13 protein-coding genes and 1 pseudogene are annotated in these 17836 nt (G+C 61.8%); 8 read left to right on the top strand and 6 right to left on the bottom strand.

What is annotated here, in order from left to right; all coding sequences use genetic code 11:
• The first annotated feature begins 54 nt into the window (after positions 1–54).
• Entirely contained in the window at positions 55–4062 is a 4008-nt protein-coding gene (locus tag DYST_RS08730) for a pilus assembly protein (RefSeq protein WP_239951347.1), read from the top strand.
• A complete protein-coding gene (locus DYST_RS08725; protein ID WP_275666947.1) occupies positions 4059–4622 on the top strand; it encodes a type IV pilin protein in 564 nt (187 codons plus the stop codon). The genes DYST_RS08730 and DYST_RS08725 overlap by 4 nt, the downstream gene beginning before the upstream one ends.
• On the opposite strand, the gene DYST_RS08720 is transcribed toward DYST_RS08725, so the two are convergent.
• Together DYST_RS08720 and DYST_RS08715 are read right to left on the bottom strand one after the other, a co-directional pair.
• The gene (locus tag DYST_RS08720; RefSeq protein ID WP_239951346.1) at positions 4569–5246 is read right to left on the bottom strand and encodes a Fe2+-dependent dioxygenase; all 678 of its coding nucleotides are present in this window, start codon (positions 5244–5246) and stop codon (positions 4569–4571) included. The genes DYST_RS08725 and DYST_RS08720 overlap by 54 nt on opposite strands.
• Positions 5247–5311: 65 nt before the next feature.
• Complete coding sequence (locus DYST_RS08715; protein WP_239951344.1) at positions 5312–7630, bottom strand: catecholate siderophore receptor Fiu; 2319 nt, start codon at positions 7628–7630, stop codon at positions 5312–5314.
• A 307-nt stretch (positions 7631–7937) separates the two neighbouring features.
• Here DYST_RS08715 and panE point away from each other — a divergent pair, with 307 nt between their 5' ends.
• Complete coding sequence (gene panE, locus DYST_RS08710; protein WP_239951342.1) at positions 7938–8867, top strand: 2-dehydropantoate 2-reductase; 930 nt, start codon at positions 7938–7940, stop codon at positions 8865–8867.
• Positions 8868–8946: 79 nt separating this feature from the next.
• On the opposite strand, the gene DYST_RS08705 is transcribed toward panE, so the two are convergent.
• Both DYST_RS08705 and DYST_RS08700 read right to left on the bottom strand, forming a co-directional pair.
• Entirely contained in the window at positions 8947–11073 is a 2127-nt protein-coding gene (locus DYST_RS08705) for a M13 family metallopeptidase (protein WP_239951340.1), read from the bottom strand.
• Between the two features lie 220 nt (positions 11074–11293).
• Positions 11294–11527 (bottom strand): LysR substrate-binding domain-containing protein, encoded by a 234-nt coding sequence (locus tag DYST_RS08700; RefSeq protein WP_286670833.1) that lies wholly within the window; start codon positions 11525–11527, stop codon positions 11294–11296.
• 86 nt (positions 11528–11613) lie between these two features.
• Here DYST_RS08700 and DYST_RS24170 point away from each other — a divergent pair.
• From DYST_RS24170 to DYST_RS08690, 3 genes and pseudogenes are all read left to right on the top strand, one after another.
• Positions 11614–11724: pseudogene (locus tag DYST_RS24170) on the top strand (LrgB family protein); the annotation flags it as partial.
• A gap of 128 nt (positions 11725–11852) precedes the next feature.
• Positions 11853–13544, top strand: coding sequence for a phospholipase C (locus DYST_RS08695; RefSeq protein ID WP_239951337.1), 1692 nt, complete (start codon positions 11853–11855; stop codon positions 13542–13544).
• A gap of 70 nt (positions 13545–13614) precedes the next feature.
• Complete coding sequence (locus tag DYST_RS08690) at positions 13615–15225, top strand: multicopper oxidase family protein (protein WP_239951335.1); 1611 nt, start codon at positions 13615–13617, stop codon at positions 15223–15225.
• Between the two features lie 12 nt (positions 15226–15237).
• Here the strand turns inward: DYST_RS08690 and DYST_RS08685 are convergent, their stop codons facing one another.
• Positions 15238–15912, bottom strand: coding sequence for a DUF502 domain-containing protein (locus DYST_RS08685; RefSeq protein WP_239951333.1), 675 nt, complete (start codon positions 15910–15912; stop codon positions 15238–15240).
• 123 nt (positions 15913–16035) lie between these two features.
• Between DYST_RS08685 and DYST_RS08680 the strand changes: the two genes are divergently transcribed.
• Together DYST_RS08680 and DYST_RS08675 are read left to right on the top strand one after the other, a co-directional pair.
• Entirely contained in the window at positions 16036–16554 is a 519-nt protein-coding gene (locus DYST_RS08680) for an RNA polymerase sigma factor (RefSeq protein WP_239951331.1), read from the top strand.
• On the top strand, positions 16551–17219 hold the full coding sequence (locus tag DYST_RS08675) for a hypothetical protein (protein WP_239951329.1): 669 nt from the start codon (positions 16551–16553) through the stop codon (positions 17217–17219). Before DYST_RS08680 ends, DYST_RS08675 begins: the two co-directional genes overlap by 4 nt.
• 18 nt (positions 17220–17237) lie before the next feature.
• Here DYST_RS08675 and DYST_RS08670 read toward each other — a convergent pair whose 3' ends face one another.
• On the bottom strand, positions 17238–17690 hold the full coding sequence (locus DYST_RS08670; protein WP_239951327.1) for a DUF4442 domain-containing protein: 453 nt from the start codon (positions 17688–17690) through the stop codon (positions 17238–17240).
• Positions 17691–17836: the final 146 nt, after the last annotated feature.

Raw genomic sequence — 17836 nt, 5'->3', positions numbered from 1 at the left:
AAGCCGCAAGCACCACGCCGCCGGGGCTCTGCAGTCATAAGGCTGCTCTGCACCATGCTGGTCGTATGGATGCTGGGTGCCATCTACATGCCTGCCGTGGCGGCGACACCCACGGTGACAGTGGATCAGCAACCGTTGACCGTGCAGCCGGCCATTCCACCGGACGTTGTGCTGATGCTCGATGACTCCGGTTCGATGGCGTGGGATTACATGCCTGACTGGGGCTACCTAACATCAACCTCTGGCAACGGTAGCCCAACAAACGATCAGGCACGCAATTCGTCGATCAACGGCACGTATTACAACCCGACCATCACTTATAGCCCGCCGCCCAAGGCGGATAGCACGGTAGCCAGCCCAGATACCTATCCGGCCTCGCCTGGCCTGACCAGTGCCTACACGGATGGTTTTACCAATACGAACACTACGGATATCACGCAATTTGTCGGCGGAAACAACGCATACGCGAATACTTTTCCGTATTACACGACGTTTCTGGTAACCGTCACTACCACCTATGCGGCTACTGGAACAACAAATTACTCCTGTCCGAAAGGATCTACTACGGACGGCAATAGTCCGCCTACGTGCTACGTATGTCCGAGCGGCTTTTCGCTGAAATACAGTAGCGGCTCGTATATTTGTAAGAGCGGTAGTACCACCAAGAGTCCCACGACCGTATCGCCCAATTCGACAACCACCTATTCCTGCAATAGTGGCGACTCGCTGAGCGGAACCACCTGTACGAATCAGAACCAGGTCTACCAGAATTACTTTACCTACACCACGGGGACCAACAGTACCGAATATTACGTCGGTACAACCGGTACCTGCTCGTTGTTGTCGACGGCCAGCCCAACCGCTGTCAGCACGTCCTTGTGTGACGAGAGCGCAGCTACGCAGCAGAACGTGGCGAATTGGTTCTCGTACTACCGCACGCGTATCCAGATGGCCAAGAGTGGCCTGATGACGGCGTTCTCCACGGTCAACAAGGGCTTTCGTGTCGGATTCGGATCGATTGATGGTGGTTGCAACGGTGATGCCAGCCATCTGCCATCTGCCTCGTCTACCGCTGCGCCCTATACATATACGGACACCTATCACTGCGGCAGCGGCAGAAGCAGTGTGACGAACAAAGTCGCCTCGGTGCAGCCTTTTGGCGATGGGTCGTCCAGCACTGACCAGAAGAATGGCTTCTGGAACTGGGCGGCGGCATTGAGCCCGAGTGGTGGTACGCCGTTGCGTATGGCGCTGTCTCAGGTAGGTCAGTACTACCAGACCTCTCAGCCCTGGACGACGATGTCCAGCGATCCAGGCTATGGAACCACCAATCAACCTTCGAACATTGCATGTCGCCAGGCCTACACCATCCTGACTACCGATGGTTTCTGGAACGAGAGCTACAGTTCGTCGACCATTACTGGCGCGAGCAACGCCAAATGGCCAACCATTGCCGGCCCGAATGGGCAATCGTGGCCAACCACGGCAAACAGTTCGCCGGCTTCACCTTATTCCGGTGGTATCACGAGTGGCGAAGGTCCATCCCTCGCCGACGTTGCCCTTTACTACTGGGAAAATGATCTGCAAGCCAACACGAACTTCCCCAACGAAGTCCCGACCAATTCGGCGGATCCGGCGTTCTGGCAGCACATGGTCACGTTTACCATGGGCCTGGGATTCACGCCCACTGGTATCACTCCCGCTAGCGCGACGGAGCAACAGATCTTCAACTGGGCCAACGGTGGAACGACGATTTCCAACTTCAGTTGGCCAACGCCTTCGGCAGCCAATGATGGTTCGATCTACAACATCGCGGACTTGGAACATGCGGGTTTGAACGGTCACGGTGGTTTCTATTCCGCGACCAGTCCCTCCACTTTCGCCAGTGGCCTGACCGATGCATTGAATCGCGCGTCTGCCCGCGTGGGTAGTGGTGCCAGCCTGGCGGCCAACTCCACACAGCTCACCAACGGTACGGTGGCCTATCAGGCGCAGTACCACACAGTGCAGTGGACCGGTGACTTGCTGGCCTTGTCGATCAATTCGAGCACGGGTGCCATCAGCACGACGGCCACCTGGTCGGCATCGTCGGTGTTGATAAGTGGTGCAACAGTTAGCGGCAAGACCAACACCTATCCCAATCGAAACATTTGGACTTACGTGCCGTCAGGCTCGACTGGCAGCTTCGTGAAGTTCGTTGATAGCAGTACGACTACGCCGCCGGCCCTGTCCAGTGCCGAGTTGGCGGCGCTGGGTAGTTCGGCGGCTGCGCAGGCGCTGATGGTTAGCTATCTTCGCGGCGACAACACACAGGAGCTGGTAAACAACGGCGCATTTCGTACCCGCATTACACCATTAGGGGATATTGTGGATTCGCAGCCGGTGTATTCCGGAGCGCCCAACGCCAATGAGTTCGAGAACGAGGTGTTCACCGGCATGAGCAACACCGCGTCGTCCGGCAACAACTCTTTTCAGGCTTTTGCGGTAGGTACGACCAACACCACCACTGGCGTTTCAACACCCAGCGCAGCCTCCACCCGCACGGGGTTGGTGTTTGTATCGGCCAATGACGGCATGCTGCACGCGTTCAACGCCAGCACCGGTGCTGAGGTCTACGCTTACTTGCCGGGTGCGGTGATCACTGCGGGTCTGGCAAACCTATCGGATCCAAACTACGGCTCGACGACGACCACCACGGTGCCGCATCAGTATTACAACGACGGTGAGCTGACCATTGCGGACGCGTTCTTCAACTCGGCCTGGCATACCGTGCTGGTGGGCACCACCGGCCGTGGCCTAGCCGAAGCGGTGTATGCGTTGGATATCACCAATCCCAGCAGCATTACACCGCTGTGGGAGCGTTCCGCGGGCGATGGTCAGACAAACAGCAACTATATCGGCCAGATGGTGGGCAAGCCGGTGATCGCCAAGGTGCAGGATGGCACCACCAACTCCGACTGGCAGGTGGTGATCGGTAATGGCTACAACAGTTCCGCCGGTACGGCGGCGCTGCTGGAGTTCAATGTCGCTACGGGCGCGCTCAACGTGCACACCACGGATACGACCACTGCCAATGGTCTCGCGGCGCCAGTGACATGGATGGATAACCCGGCCAACGGCATCAGCATGGAGGCCTACGCGGGTGATCTGGCAGGGCGCGTGTGGACGTTCCCCTTGGACAAGCCGACCACAGCCACCACCGGCAGTGGGACCAGCGCGACAACCACGACGACCTATGCCGCCGATTTGGGGACAGCGGGCACCAAAGTATTTACCGCTACCGATCCCAGTGGCAACGCACAACCCATCACGGCAGGTATGCTTGCGGGTCGCGATCCGGTGACGGGTAACGTATGGGTGTTCTTTGGCACCGGCGAATACTTGAGTAGTGGCGATACCACCAACGTTCAGGTACAAAACTGGTATGGCGTGATTGTGCAGACGGGGGCCAACTCGTCGACCTTGGCGAGCCTACCGGTGACTACGCTGGATGGCAGCCTGGTGCAGCGCTCTATCACCTATGAGGTGGATGGAGATCCCAGTGCCACGCCGCCCACCTTGGGCGTGCGCACGGTGACGCAGCTACCCGTACCTAGCGATATGCCTGGCAAGCGCGGCTGGTACATGAACCTGGAGCAGCCCACCCTTGACTCCAATGGCAATGTGACCGGCTACAACGCGCAGGGCGAACGCATGGTTACGCCCAACCAGTTCCAGGGCAACCTGTTGCTGGGTACCACGCGCATACCGACAGCGGCAGCCAGTTCCGATATTTGCAACTCGTCGGGCAGTGGTTGGGTCATGGCGGTGGACCCGTTCACCGGCACCAACCCGAGCGGCAACTTCTTCATGGTCAACGGCACTTCTGGTTCGGTGACGTTGCCGAATGGAAAGACGCTGCCGGTCGCTGGCGTGGGCTTCAGTTCGCTGCCCAACAACCCCATCTTCGTGGGCGGCGACATGCTGATGAGCTTCGATAACGGCTCGACCTCCAGCCTCAATACCTCGGGCGCTTCAGGCATACCGCAGCGCGTGTCCTGGAAGGAACTGGTGAACCCATGAGCAACGCCATCATGAATACACATAATCGTAGCGACGGCCGTTTGCAGGCGGGCTTCACCTTGATGGAGCTGATGATCGTGGTGGCGATCATCGCGATCCTGGCTGCGATTGCGTATCCCTCGTACCTCAGTTCCGTTACCAAGACCAATCGCTCGGCGGCCGAAGGTTGCCTGTCGCAGTACGCCAACTACATGGAGCGGTACTACACCACCTACCTGCGCTACGACCAGGATACGTCTACGCCACCTGTTGCCAACTCTCCGCCCACACTCGATTGCGCCTCTACGTCGCAAACGGGAGCGAACTACACCTATACATTGGTTGCTGCCAACTTGACGGCCACCACGTACGTCATTCAGGCGGCACCCAACACCGGCGGCGCGCAGGCAAAAAGGGACACCATGTGTGGCACGTTGTCGTTGAACCAGGCGGGCACGCGCAGCATTACGGGGACTACCGGCACCGTGGCCACGTGCTGGGGGGGGCTGAGCATCTGGCGACGGGGCTCAGCTCTCCACCCATTGCCGCAACAGGTTGTGATAGACGCCGGTGAGTTGTAGCACCGCGTCACTATCGGCGCCGGAGGCGCTGAGGCGTTGGATCGAGGTGTCGAGTTCGAACAGCAGGCGCCGCTGGCCGTCGTCGCGGATCAAGCTTTGTATCCAGAAGAACGCGGCGACGCGTGCGCCACGCGTCACCGGCGCCACGCGATGCAGGCTGCTGGAAGGGTAGAGGATGGCATCGCCAGCGGGCAGCTTCACCTCGTGCTCGCCGTAGGTGTCACTGATGATCAGTTCACCGCCGTCGTATTCCTCGGGCTCAGCAAGGAACAGCGTGCAGGAGATGTCACTGCGCAGTTGTTCGCCGCCGGGCAGGGACATCACCGCGCCATCCACGTGAAAGCCGTACTGGCCACCGCCTTCATAGCGGTTGAAGCGCGGCGTCAGCGTGCGCAGCGGCAAGGTAGCAGCGTGATAGAGCGGCTGTCGCGACAGCGCGTTGAGCACGACGCGGCCCAGTTCTTCGCGTAGCGGCGAAGCGTCGGGTAATTGCTGGTTGCGCTTCACCTTGGCGCCCTGATGGCCCACGGTTTCTCGCCCATCCGTCCACATGGCTTCATCCAGCGCCTGCCGCATGGTGCGGATCTGTGTCTGGTCGAGAATATTGGGAAGGTGTAGCAGCATGGTGTTTAGCGAGCCTTGGCGCTATCGCCGTCCCGATGGTCATCGGGACGGCGACGTGCGTTTCTTCAGAAGCGGATGTTCGCCGTGATCATGGCCGAGCGCGGCGTGCCTGGCGTGTAACGGTAGCCGCTCTTGTTGATCGCCGCGACATAGTCCTTGTCGAACAGGTTGTACACGTTGAGGCGCAGGTCGAAGTTCTTGCTGATGGGATAGGACGTCATGGCGTCGACCACCCAATAGGCCTTCGTGTACGCGGGTGTGCCGATGGCGCTGTCGGTGCCACGCTGCATTTCACCGTTGTAGCGCGCGCCGCCGCCGATGGTCAGGCCAAACGGCAGCAGGTAGCTGGTCCAACTGGTGAAGGCCTTTTTCGGCGTATAGGCGAGATCGGAGGAGCCATCCTCGGCCACGGCCGTGCCCGAGAGCACGCTGGCATTCATGGTGGTGAAGCCTGCGCTTACCGCCCAGTTTTCGGTGAGCTTGCCGACGGCGCTCAATTCCACACCCTGCACACGCTTCTGGCCGATCTGGTAGTAGAGCAGGGTTACCGGATCCTGCACGAGATCGTTGCTTACTGTTGTCTGGTACAGCGCGCCGGTGAGCAGGAGCTTCTCATCGAGCAGTTCCCACTTGGTGCCCACTTCGTAAGTACGGGCGCGCTCAGGCTGCAGGTTGGGGTTGTCCTGGCTGTTGGCGGAACTCGACAGCGTGAGCGTGTTACCGCCCGGAGGCTCGGCGGACACGGCGTAGTTGAGGTAGAAGGAGCCGTTCGGCATCGGCTTGTAGAGCACGCCGAGCTTCCAGTTCCAGAGGTTGTCTCCCGCTTTCGTATCCAGACCCTGCACGACGCTACCGGTCGGCAATGTGCCGCACACCGGTCCATTCTTCGCTCCACACTGGACCATGCTGGAATAATCGGTGTCGTAGTGGTCCATACGCACGCCGGCATTCACCTGCCAGTGCTCGGCGAACTTCAGCGTGTCGAACACGTACGCCGATGCGGTATTGGTTTTGGCGTTGCTGTAAGCGCCGGTCTGGCCGTAGTTGAGTCCACTGACATCCCAGTTCGGGTCGTACAGGTTGGCCGCGGGCCACGTCGTGCCGTTGAGCGCGGCGAGACCGACGGTGGTGGCCTTCTCCTGCGTCAATTCGATGCCGGTGCTGAGGTTGTGGGTGATCGCGCCCGTCTCGAAGGTGGCAGTGAGGTTGGCCTGATCGGTGATGATGCGATTGGCCTGATGCTTGAACGTCGGATTGCTACGCGCGATGGTCCAGGTCGACGGATCGGTCGGGTTCGGCGTGAGCAGGTTCGCCGCGGTGCCCATGAACGACGTGAGCAGGTAATCCTCGGCGGTGCGACCCCAGCGGAAGGTGTTGTGGACCGCGAGCTGGTCGTTGAAGTCGTGTTCGATGCGCGTGGTGAACATGTCGGCGGTCACGTGATCGTGGTCCGCCGTGGTGCCGTAGAAATTCGACGAATCCACTTCCGGCGCATTGCCGAGGAAGGGGCGCTTCGGATCAGGACTGCTGTAACCGGGCAGGCCGATGGTGGGCACGCCGCCGTCGGGCACGTTGTTCTGCTTGATGTGCATGTAGTCGACGTACACGCGCGTGGCGGTGCCCAGGCCGAACGCAAAACTCGGCGCGACGCCCCAGCGGTTGTTCTCCACTTGGTCGCGACCCGGTACGCCGCTGTCCTGTCCCATCACGTTGAGGCGGAAGGCGGACGTGTTGGAAACGGCTTGGTTCCAGTCGGCGGTGACGCGGCGCTGGTCGGCGCTGCCATACGATAACGATGCGCTGACGCCATTCGCCAGTTCAGGCTGCTTGCTCACCATGTTGATCGCGCCGGTCGGTGCGGTGCGGCCGTTGTCGGTGCTGGCCGGGCCCTTGATCACTTCCACCGACTCAGTATTGAACACGTCGCGCGAAATGGTACCGAGATCGCGCGCGCCATCGACGAAGATGCTGCCCGAGGTATCGAAGCCACGCATGTAGATTGCGTCACCCGTCGAGGTGGTGCCGTTCTCACCGACGTAGAACGTGCCCACGCCCGGGCTGTTACGCAGCGCTTCGGTCAGCGTGGTGGCGCCCTGCTGCAGGAACAGATCCTTGCTGATCACGCTGATGGTCTGCGTGGTGTCGAGGATGGGCTGCGTGTACTTGGGCGAGGACAGGTTGTCGACCTTGTAGTCGCTCGTGGTGGATGCCTGCACCTGCACGCCATCCAGATTCTTTGCGTTTGTGGTGGTCGTGGTGGTGTCGGCAGGCGCATCGGCCGCCAGCGCCGGTTGAGTGAGGGCCATGCCGGTCATCAGGGTGGCGGTAGCCGCGCTCAACGCATGGCGGGTAACAGGGTGCTTGCGGCTGGAGATGTGGGCCATGAAGTGCTCGTCGTAATGGTGGAAGTCCGGTCAGCCGAAGCAACACCGGGCGATTCGACGAGTAGCGGCGGCAGGCGTCGATCGCTGCAATGACTGGAAAAGGGGTTGGGTAGTGCGTTGCCTGATCGGGTGATCCGTTACCTGTGAAAACCCGCCAGCAAGATCTTTTTTTAATGTTATTGCCAATGAGAATGAGTTGCAATTAATCGCAAGTTCTTGCTGTTATTGGCTTTCCATCTTTGGTCGATAGGGCACAGGTATCTGCTTGGCGTACGCTCTCTCGCTTGTGATCAAGGAGAGTTGAACCATGCGCATTCTGGTGATCGGTGCGGGCGCCACAGGCGGCTATTTCGGTGGACGCCTGTTGGAAAGCGGGGAGGACGTGACTTTTCTCGTACGCGAGAAGCGCGCCGCGCAACTGGCCGAGCATGGCCTGGTGATTCGCAGCAGTCTGGGCGACGCCACGTTGCCAAATCCCTCCACCGTGCAAGCTGGCGATCTGCGCGAAACCTATGACCTGATTCTGCTGAGCTGTAAGGCTTACCACCTTCCACAGGTGATCGAGGACATGGCGCCGGCAGTGGGGTCCAGCACAGTCATCCTTCCCGTGCTCAACGGCATGCGTCATCTCGATCTGCTGGATGCACGGTTCGGCAAGGAGCGTGTGCTGGGTGGTCAGTGCGTTATTGCCGCCACCCTGGATGCGCAGGGCACGGTGCGCCATCTCAACCAGTCGCACAGCGTCACCTTCGGCGAGCGTGACGGTTCGCGTTCGGAGCGCGTGGAAGAGATTCTCACGTCCATGTCGAAAGCGAAGTTCGAGCCGCGCCTGAGCACCACCATTCTGCAGGACATGTGGGACAAATGGGTGTTTCTGGCCTCGCTGGCCGGTATCACCTGTCTGATGCGCGCACCGGTAGGTGACATCATGGCTGCGTCCGGTGGCGAGCAAGCCACGCTCCAACTGCTGGAGGATTGCCGCAGCGTGGCCGAACACAACGGGCATGCGCCGAGCGAGACAGTGCTGGCGCGTGCGCGCGGCGTGCTGACCGAGAAAGGCTCTGCGTTGAGTGCCTCGATGATGCGAGATCTGGAGCAGGGTGGCGCTGTCGAAGCGGACCACGTGGTTGGCGATCTGCTGACGCGGTCGAAAGCGACGGCAGCCGAGCTGCCGATGTTGCGCACCGCGTATGCGCATCTGAAGGCGTACGAAGCGCGCCGCGCACGACGCAAATAGTCACACTCTCGCAAAAGAAAAGGGCGCTGCATGATGCAGCGCCCTTTGTCGTTACGGACGTCTAAACGTCAGCGACGTATTACCAGATCTTCACCTGCTTGTCGCCCGAACGCACCATGGTGTCGCCCGGCTTGCACTGGTACGCCGTGGCGAAGGCTTCCATGTTGGACGGAGCGCCAATCGCACGCAGCGAGGCCGGTGCATGCGGGTCGGTGTTGAGGTACAGCAGGGCCTGCTTTTCACGCACGCTGCCGCGCCACACGCGAGCCCAGCTCAGGAAGAAGCGCTGGTCTTCGGAGTAACCGTCGATCTTCTCGCCGGCTTCCTGCGGGTTCTTCTTCAGTGCATCCTGCAGGGCGTCGTACGCCACGTTCAGGCCGCCCAGGTCGGCGATATTCTCGCCCAGGGTGAGCTTGCCGTTGACGTGCGCATCCGGCTTGTCCTTGATCGGCGCGTAGTCGTTGAACTGCGCCACCAGGCGATCGGTGCGCTGGTCGAACTTCTCGCGGTCTTCCTTCGTCCACCAGTTGACGTTGTTGCCTTCGCCGTCGAACTGGCTGCCTTCGTCGTCGAAGCCGTGGCTGGCTTCGTGGCCGATCACGGCGCCGATACCGCCGTAGTTGATCGCGTCGTCGCCGTTGGCATAGAAGAACGGCGGCTGCAGGATCGCGGCCGGGAAGTTGATCGTGTTGTCGGTCGGGTTGTAGTACGCGTTGACCGTCTGCGGGGTCATGCCCCACTCCTTACGGTCGGTCGGCTTGCCGATCTTGTTCAGGTCGTACTGGTAGTTGAACTTGGCGGCGGCCATCACGTTGCCGTAGTAGTCGCCCGACTTGACGTCCAGGCCCGACCAGTCACGCCACTTGTCCGGGTAGCCGATCTTGGGCAGGAAGGTGCTCCACTTGGCGATGGCCTTTTCCTTGGTGGCGTCGCTCATCCAGTCGAGGTTCTGGATGCGTGCCTTCAGCGCGTTGCGCACGTTGTCCACCAGCACCTGCGCACGTTCCTTGGCTTCCGGCGTGAACACCTTGGCCACGTACAGCTGGCCCAGTGCTTCACCCATCGACTCGTTCACGCCGCTGAGCACGCGCTTCCAGCGCGGCTTCTGCTCCGGCTGGCCGGCGAGGGTCTTGCCGTAGAAGTCGAAGCGGTTGTCCTGGAAGGTCTTGCTGAGCAACGGCGAGGCATCGTCGATGGTGTGGAAGCGCAGGTAAGCCTGCCACTGGTCCGCCGGTGCGCTGGTGAGCAGCTTGTCAAACGCGGCGAAGAACTTCGGCTGCGACAGCGAGAAGCCCTTGTCGACGGTCACGCCCTGCGCCTTGAAGAAATCTTCCCAGCTGAAGTGCGGGGTGACCTTGTCGGCTTCCTTGATGGTGACGAAGTGATACTGGTTTTCCGGGGCGCGCAGTTCCACCGGCGCCAGCGAGGCCTTGGCCAGCTCGGTTTCGAACGAGAGCACCTGGTCCGCCTGCTTCTTCGCATCGGCTTCGGACACGCCGGTCAGCTCGAGCGTCTTGACGATGTGGGCCACGTACGCGTCGCGGATGTCCTTGTACTTCGCGTCGCTGTAGTAATCCTTGGTCGGCAGGCCCAGACCGGCCTGCTGGGTGAAGCCGATCTGCATCTTGGCGTCCTTGAAGTCGGCGCCGGAGCCGAACTGGAACACCTGCATGTCGCCCGTGGTGAAGTTCTGCGTGATGTAGCTGGCGACATCCTTGCCCGACTTCAGCGCAGCGATGGCGTCAAGCTTGGGCTTGATCGGGTCGAAGCCAGCCTTCTCGATGGCGGCCTCGTCCATGCCGGAGGCGTATAGGTAGCCGATCTTCTGCTGGATCGAGCCGGCCTGGGCGCTGGCGGGGTCCTTGGCGGCGGCATCGACGATGTCGTGCTGGGTGTTGAGGCTGTCCTCGGCCAGCTTGTCGAAAGCACCCCAACGGGTGCGATCGTTCGGGATCGGGTTGGCGGCGACCCACTTGCTGTTGACGAAACCGTTGAAGTCCTGGCACGCCTGGATATTGCTATCCAGTTCGCTGATGTCGAACACGCTCTTGGGCGCAGCGGCTGCGGTGGCAGCGGTGCTGGCGGGCGCAGGCGCGGTGCTGCTGGCGGCGGGGGCCTTCTCGGCGTCCTCATGCTTGCCGCAGGCGCTAAGCGACAGGGCGAGGCTCACGGCGAGCGCGATGGGCTTCATATACGGTTTGGTCATGGAACTCCCTCTGTGGATTCGTTGGCTGCGGGGCAGCCAGGGGTGGTAGCGAGGCCTGAGGTCCCTGACGTTACCCGGCATCGCGTGAATGACTTTTCAGGCTAGGCCGCAAGTCATGGTCCAGACAGTGTCAAAGGTCAGGGGGCTTGCCTGCAACCAGGGCGAGCCAGGCGCGGGTAGCGGGGGATGGGGCGATGCCCTGCCCGCCAGGCCAGCACCATCAGCGCGGGTCGTTGCCGGCCAGCGACAGTGCGGCAAGGCTAGCCAGGGAGCGCTCGTCCACCACCCGTTGCGGGAGCAGGGCGACGCCGCCGGCAACCAGGGCCAGGATGAAATCCACCTGCGCGCAGCGCACGGTTTCCTTGGGGACTACGGCCCGGCGGGCACAAGCCTCACGGATCAGCCGGATCAGCGCAAAGCCTTCTTCGAGCAGGATCATCGGCGAGTCGTGCAGTCATTCCAGCCGGAACCGCTTAGCACCGGCGCGTAGATGCATCAGCGGGAGCAGGGCGACCATCGGTTCGTCGCGCAGGCACAGCGAAGGCTTGCGACATCGGCTCGGGAGAGGGCAGTGTCGCCTGCCTCGCCATAGTGTTGGCGGGCTTGCTCAATGTGTTGCTCGCGCCAGCGCCTGCGGCGCTTTTGCGGTAAGCGTCTCACCGCGAAAATCGCAGGAAAATGCGATGATTTTTGTTATTCGCCTGTCACCTTGCACGCCTATCGTCCGCGGCATCAGCGCTTGAGGGGAAGCGCACCACCGCGACCGTAGGGAGCTCTTCATGCGAAACAATCTCGCAGTCTGCATTGCCGCGTGCGTTCTCAGTCTTTCCGCCGTATCCCTTGCCCAGATTCCTGTTCACGCCGAGACGCTGGCCGATGCGAGCTGGCATCACGGTGGAGACGTCCATACGTCCACTCCGATCAAGCATCTGGTCGTGATCTTCCAGGAGAACGTCTCCTTCGATCATTACTTCGCTACGTACCCGAACGCGGCGAACGGTCAGGGCGAGCCGTCCTTCTACGCGCGTCCGTTCACGCCGAAGGTCAATGGCTTGAGCAATGCGTTGCTGACCAACAACCCCAACAAGAACAACAGCGCGAATGGCACCGGTGCGGTCAACCCGTTCCGCTTGTCGCGCGCGCAAGCCGCCACGGCCGACCAGGATCACGATTACGGCCCGGAACAGCAGGCATTCAATGGCGGCGCGATGGATCTGTTCCCGAAGTACACCGGCTCGGGTGAAACCCTGCCGGGTGCGCCGGCTGACGAGGAAGGCAACGGGCAGGTGATGGGCTACTACGACGGCAACACCGTCACCGCCATGTGGAACTACGCGCAGTGGTTCGCACTGAACGACAACAGCTACGGCAGCACGTTCGGTCCGTCCACGCCGGGCGCGATCAACCTCGTTTCCGGCCAGACCAACGGCGTGACGCAGTCGCTCAATGGCAGCTCAGTGCTGGTGAACGACGGCCAGGGCGGCCAGACCCTGGTCAGCGACGCCGATCCGATCGGTGACGTGTGCTCCTCGCCCAGTGGCAGTCAAGTGCAGCTCGGCGGCAAGAACGTCGGCGACCTGCTGAATAGCGCCGGCGTAACGTGGGGCTTCTTCGAGGGCGGTTTCGACCTCGCGACGGTGAACACCAACGGCACCACCGGCTGCAAGCGCAGCACGGTGTCGACCGTGACGCAAACCAACAAGGCCGATTACATCCCGCATCACCAGCCGTTCCAGTACTACCCGTCCACCGCCAACCCGACCCACGTGCGCCCGACCTCGGTCGCCATGATCGGCCACCAAGGCGATGCGGCGAACCACCAGTACGATACGAACGACTTCTACGCAGCCGTGGAAGCAGGCAACTTCCCGGCGGTGAGCTTCCTCAAGGCGCCCGGCTATCAGGACGGCCACGCTGGTTATTCCGATCCGCTGGACGAACAGCAGTTCATCGTGCACGTGATCAACTTCCTGCAGAAGAGTCCGGAATGGCGCGACACCGCGGTGGTGATCGCCTATGACGACTCCGACGGCTGGTACGACCATCAGGCTGCGCCGCGTGTGAATGCCTCGAGCACGTCGTCCGATGCGTTGGATGGCACCGGCATCTGCAATGCCCGCGGTACGCTGCCGGGCGTCAACAGCAACGGCCAGCCCGTGCAGGGCCGCTGCGGCTTTGGTCCCCGCCTGCCGCTGCTGGTGATCTCGCCGTGGGCACGCAGCAATCACGTGGACCACACACTGACGGACCAGACCTCGGTGACTCGCTTCATCGAAGACAACTGGCTGCGTGGCGAGCGTCTTGGCGGCGGTTCGTTCGATGCCGTGTCCGGTTCGCTGGAGCACATGTTCGACTTCTTCCAGCCCTTCCCGGAACACCGCAAGCTGATCCTGGACGAACAGACCGGCCAGCCGGTGAAGCAGCCCAAGCCGTGGCCCTGGGCCAGCCAGCCGCATTCGCCGCGCGGTTGATCTGATAGCTTGTTTCAACGCCCCGGACATCGGTCCGGGGCGTTTCCTTTTTCTACAGAGGCGGTGAACCTTGCATCCCTCGCGTCGTCGTTTTCTCCAGGGCATGGGGCTTGTGGCAGGTACGGGCGCGTTGCGCGCTTTCGGTGCGCCCATGCATATGGCCATGCATGCCGCGAAGTCAGGCGGTCTTTGCAAGCATGCTGTGGCCGACCAGACCAGCGTGCCAAAGCTGCTTGACCCCTCGCGTCTGACACCATTCGTCGATCCCTTGCCGGTGCCGGAAGTGCTTCGTCCCAAGGCGGGCACGCCGCTGCGCATCGCGATGCGCGAAAGCACGCAGCGCCTGCATCGCGATTTGCCGCCGACACGGTTATGGACCTACGGCAACACCATGCCGGGACCCACCATCGAAGCGCGCAGCGGAGAAGCGGTGCAGGTGGAGTGGACCAACAGCCTGCCGCAGCATCACTTCCTGCCCATCGACCATCACGTATGCGGTGCCGAGCCGGACAAGCCGGAAGTGCGTGGCGTGGTGCATGTCCACGGTGCGCGGGTTCCGCCAACGGACGACGGCTATCCCACCGATTGGTTCGTGCCAGGGCAATCGCTCAAGCAGACTTATCCCAACCGCCAGGACGCGGCGACGCTGTGGTACCACGACCACACCATGGGCATCGAACGATTGAACCTCTATGCGGGTCTGTTCGGCATGTATCTGCTGCGCGACGCGCATGAGCTGTCACTGGGCCTGCCCCATGGCGAGCAGGAGTTGCCGCTGGTGCTCACGGATCGTCTGCTGACCGAGGACGGGCAGCTCTACTACCCGGTATCCGGCGTGAGCGATTCGCCATGGGTGCCCGAGGTTTTCGGCAACGTGATGCTGGTGAACGGCGCGCTGATGCCGCGCCTTGACGTGCAGGCCCGTCGCTACCGCTTCCGTGTGCTCAATGCGGCGAATGGCCGCTTCTTCCGGTTGAGCCTGCACGGACAGAAACCGTTCTTGCAGATTGGTAGCGATCAGGGCTTGCTTGCCGCACCGGTGCAGCAGACCAGCCTGTTTCTCGCGCCGGGCGAGCGGGCGGATCTGGTGATGGATTTCGCCGGCATGGGCGGCAGCGCCATCGAACTGATGACCGACGCCTTGCCGTTGATGCAGTTCAAAGTGGCGGCGGGGCAGGTCGATGACGACAGCCACCTGCCGCCGGTGCTGCGCGACGTGCCGCGCATGACGGAAGCGAGCGCGACGAATACCCGTGTGCTGACCATCGACGAATATGCCGATTGCGTCGCCGAGCCCATGTTGATGTTGCTGGACGGCAAGCATTGGCATGACCCGGTGAGCGAGAAGCCCCGGCTGAACAGCACGGAGATCTGGAGCTTCCTCAACCTCACCGAGGACACGCATCCGATCCATCTGCATCTGGTGCGCTTCCAGATTCTCGATCGGCGCCCGTTCGATGTGGATCAGTACCTGGAGTCGAAGACCGTCCGCTATACCGGCCCGGCGCAACCGCCGCCGCCGCACGAAGCAGGCTGGAAGGACACTGCGCAGGTCTATCCCGGCATGGTGACGCGCTACATCATCACCTTCGAAGGCTACACGGGCCGATATGTGTGGCACTGCCATCTGTTGGAGCACGCATCGAACGAGATGATGCGGCCATTCGAAGTGGTAGCCTGAGGCGGCGTAGATTTACTCCGCGTCCTGAGAGGCCTTGCGCAAGGCGGCCGGCGAAGCTGGCAAGGTATCAGGCGCAACTGCACCGCCGGAAATGATGAAAGCCATGGCCTGATCCATGGTCCAGTCGGTGGGCGTCAGTTCGTCCACCGCCACCACTTCCAGGTAGCCGCCGGTCGGGTTGGGCGTGGTGGGGATATAGACGGCGGCCATCTCGCGGCCGGTGCCTTCTTCAATCATCACCCGCGTGACAAAGCCCACCACCTTCATGCCACGGCGAGGAAAGTCGATCAGCACCACGCGCTGCACGCCGGACGGCTTCTGTTGCAGCACGGCCATGAGTTTCTTGGTGCCGCCATAGATGGTTTGCACCAGCGGGATGCGTGCCAGCACCGCATCAAAACCGTCGATCAGTCGCTGACCGATCACACGGTTAGCCAGCCAGCCCAGCAGATACAGCACGCCCAGCGTCAGCAGTAGCGCCACCACAAAGGTGAGCCATGCATTGTTGAGCGCTATGCCCGCCCACGGCGAGGCGGACGATAAGGTAGCCAACAGCGCGGAGGCCAGTGGCGTGCCGATGCCCGCGAGCATGCTCAGCACAAACTTGAACACCACCCACGTCACCCACAGAGGGATGAACGTGAGCAGGCCGGTGAACAGATAGCGTTTGATGCGCAGGCGTTTCATGGGGGAGGGGCCAGGTGAGGGACGCCGCATTGTAGGGCAGCCCGCGCCGCCCGCCCGTTTCGCCTCGGGTGTGATTTATTTTGCGCGCAGGCGAATCATGGAAGGACATCCGGGGGCGAGTGCATGGCAGGCGATCATCGACATCAGGCATTTGAGGTGCTGCTGCGGGAGCACCGCGGCATCGTGCTGAAGGTTGCCAGCCTCTATGCCAGGAGTGCGGACGACCGAAACGACCTGGTGCAGGAGATCTGCGTGCAGTTGTGGCGTTCGTTTGCCAGCTACGACCCTGGGCGGGCTCGGTTCTCGACTTGGCTGTATCGCATCGCACTGAACGTGGCGATCTCTAGTTTGCGCCGCATGGATGGTGCCGAGCGGCTTGAGCCGCTGCAGTCGCACCACCTGGACACCATCGGCGGCGAGCCGTCACCGGAGCCAGACGAGCGCCTGGTGTTGCTTTATCGCGTCATCGGCGAGCTGGATGCGCTGAACCGCGCGCTCATCCTCCTGTACCTGGAAGACCGCAGCTACGCCGAGATGGCCGAGATTCTCGGCATCAGTGAAACCAACATAGCCACCAAGCTGGGCCGCATCAAGCAAACCCTGCGCAGCCATATGGCCAGCGCACCGAAGGCGAGGACATGAGCATGGAACTGGAAGAACTGAAAGCCGCCTGGCGTGAGCTGGATCGACGCGTGGTGGATCAGCAGGCGTTGCAGTGGCAGATCCTGCGCGATCAACGCATGGACCGCCTGCGCAGGGGCCTGGGTCCGATGCGCTGGTGGCAATCGGTGCAACTAGCGCTGGGCATTGCGTTGCTGTTGTGGGGCGTGAGCGTGTGGAGCTCGCATCTGCACACGCCGGTGGCTTTCGGCAGCGGCATCGCGCTGCAGGTGTTTGGCACGCTTGCAGCGATCTTCGCGGGCCGCCTACTGGGCCTGCTGAACGGGATCGACTATGCCTCACCCGTGCTCGACATCCAGCGTCGGTTGGCGGAGCTGCGGCGCTGGCGCGTGCGGGTGGAGGCGCCGGTGTTCGCAGTGCTGGGCAGCGTCATCTGGATTCCGGTGATGCTGATCCTGATCCAGTACGACTTTGATCGCGTGGGGCATGACTACTGGGATCACGCGCACGGCTTGGTGCCATGGATGGCATTGAGCGGTGGCGTGTCCCTGGCGATTGTCGCGCTGGTCTACGTGGTGCTGCGTCGGCTGGGTAAGCGGCGCTGGATGGAAGACCAGTTTGCCGGCACCGGCGTGCGGCGCGCCGAGCGCATGCTCGAGGATATTGCTCGCTTCGAACGCGAATGAAACCGGGCGATGGGGCCCTCAGCGCGCCTTCGGCTTGAGCCTGACGTACAACTGCTTGCGCACGCGAGCCACCACTTCACCGCTACGTGTGACAACGTCCACATCGAACCAGCGCAATACCTTGTCACCGCCTGCCGCCGCCGCGCGCAGTTCGTCGACTACCGCGGGCTCCAACTTGAAGTGGGCGTAGACGTCTTCGCGTCCCGGCGCGACAAAGTCGATCGCCCCGGCCTTGTCCCACACGAAGTAGTCATTGCCTAGCTGATGCATGGCCAGCAGCATCCAGAAAGGATCGGTCATGGCGAACAGGTTGCCGCCGAACTGCGTGCGCACGTAGTTGCGGTTCCAGGGACGCAAGCGCAGTACCACGCGCAGCTCCGACCAGTCTTCCGATACGTGCTGGACGCGGATGCTGTTGAACAGGAAGGGCGGCCATAGGTTCATCAGGCGGCGGAAAGTGGATGCGCGCATGGGCATAGTGGGGCGATGACGGGAGGCTAACTATAGCCGAAACATACGCATGCGTATGGCATGCGTGAGGGTTCACTGATCAAGCCGAAGGAAAGCACGGAAATGCCGTGTTCTGCTTTCACCTCGGCGGAATTTCGTGCCTATAC

Source organism: Dyella terrae (assembly GCF_022394535.1).
GTDB lineage: Bacteria > Pseudomonadota > Gammaproteobacteria > Xanthomonadales > Rhodanobacteraceae > Dyella.
The sequence above is the reverse complement of the archived record's forward strand: the minus strand, read 5'-3'. Positions and strand labels throughout refer to the sequence as shown.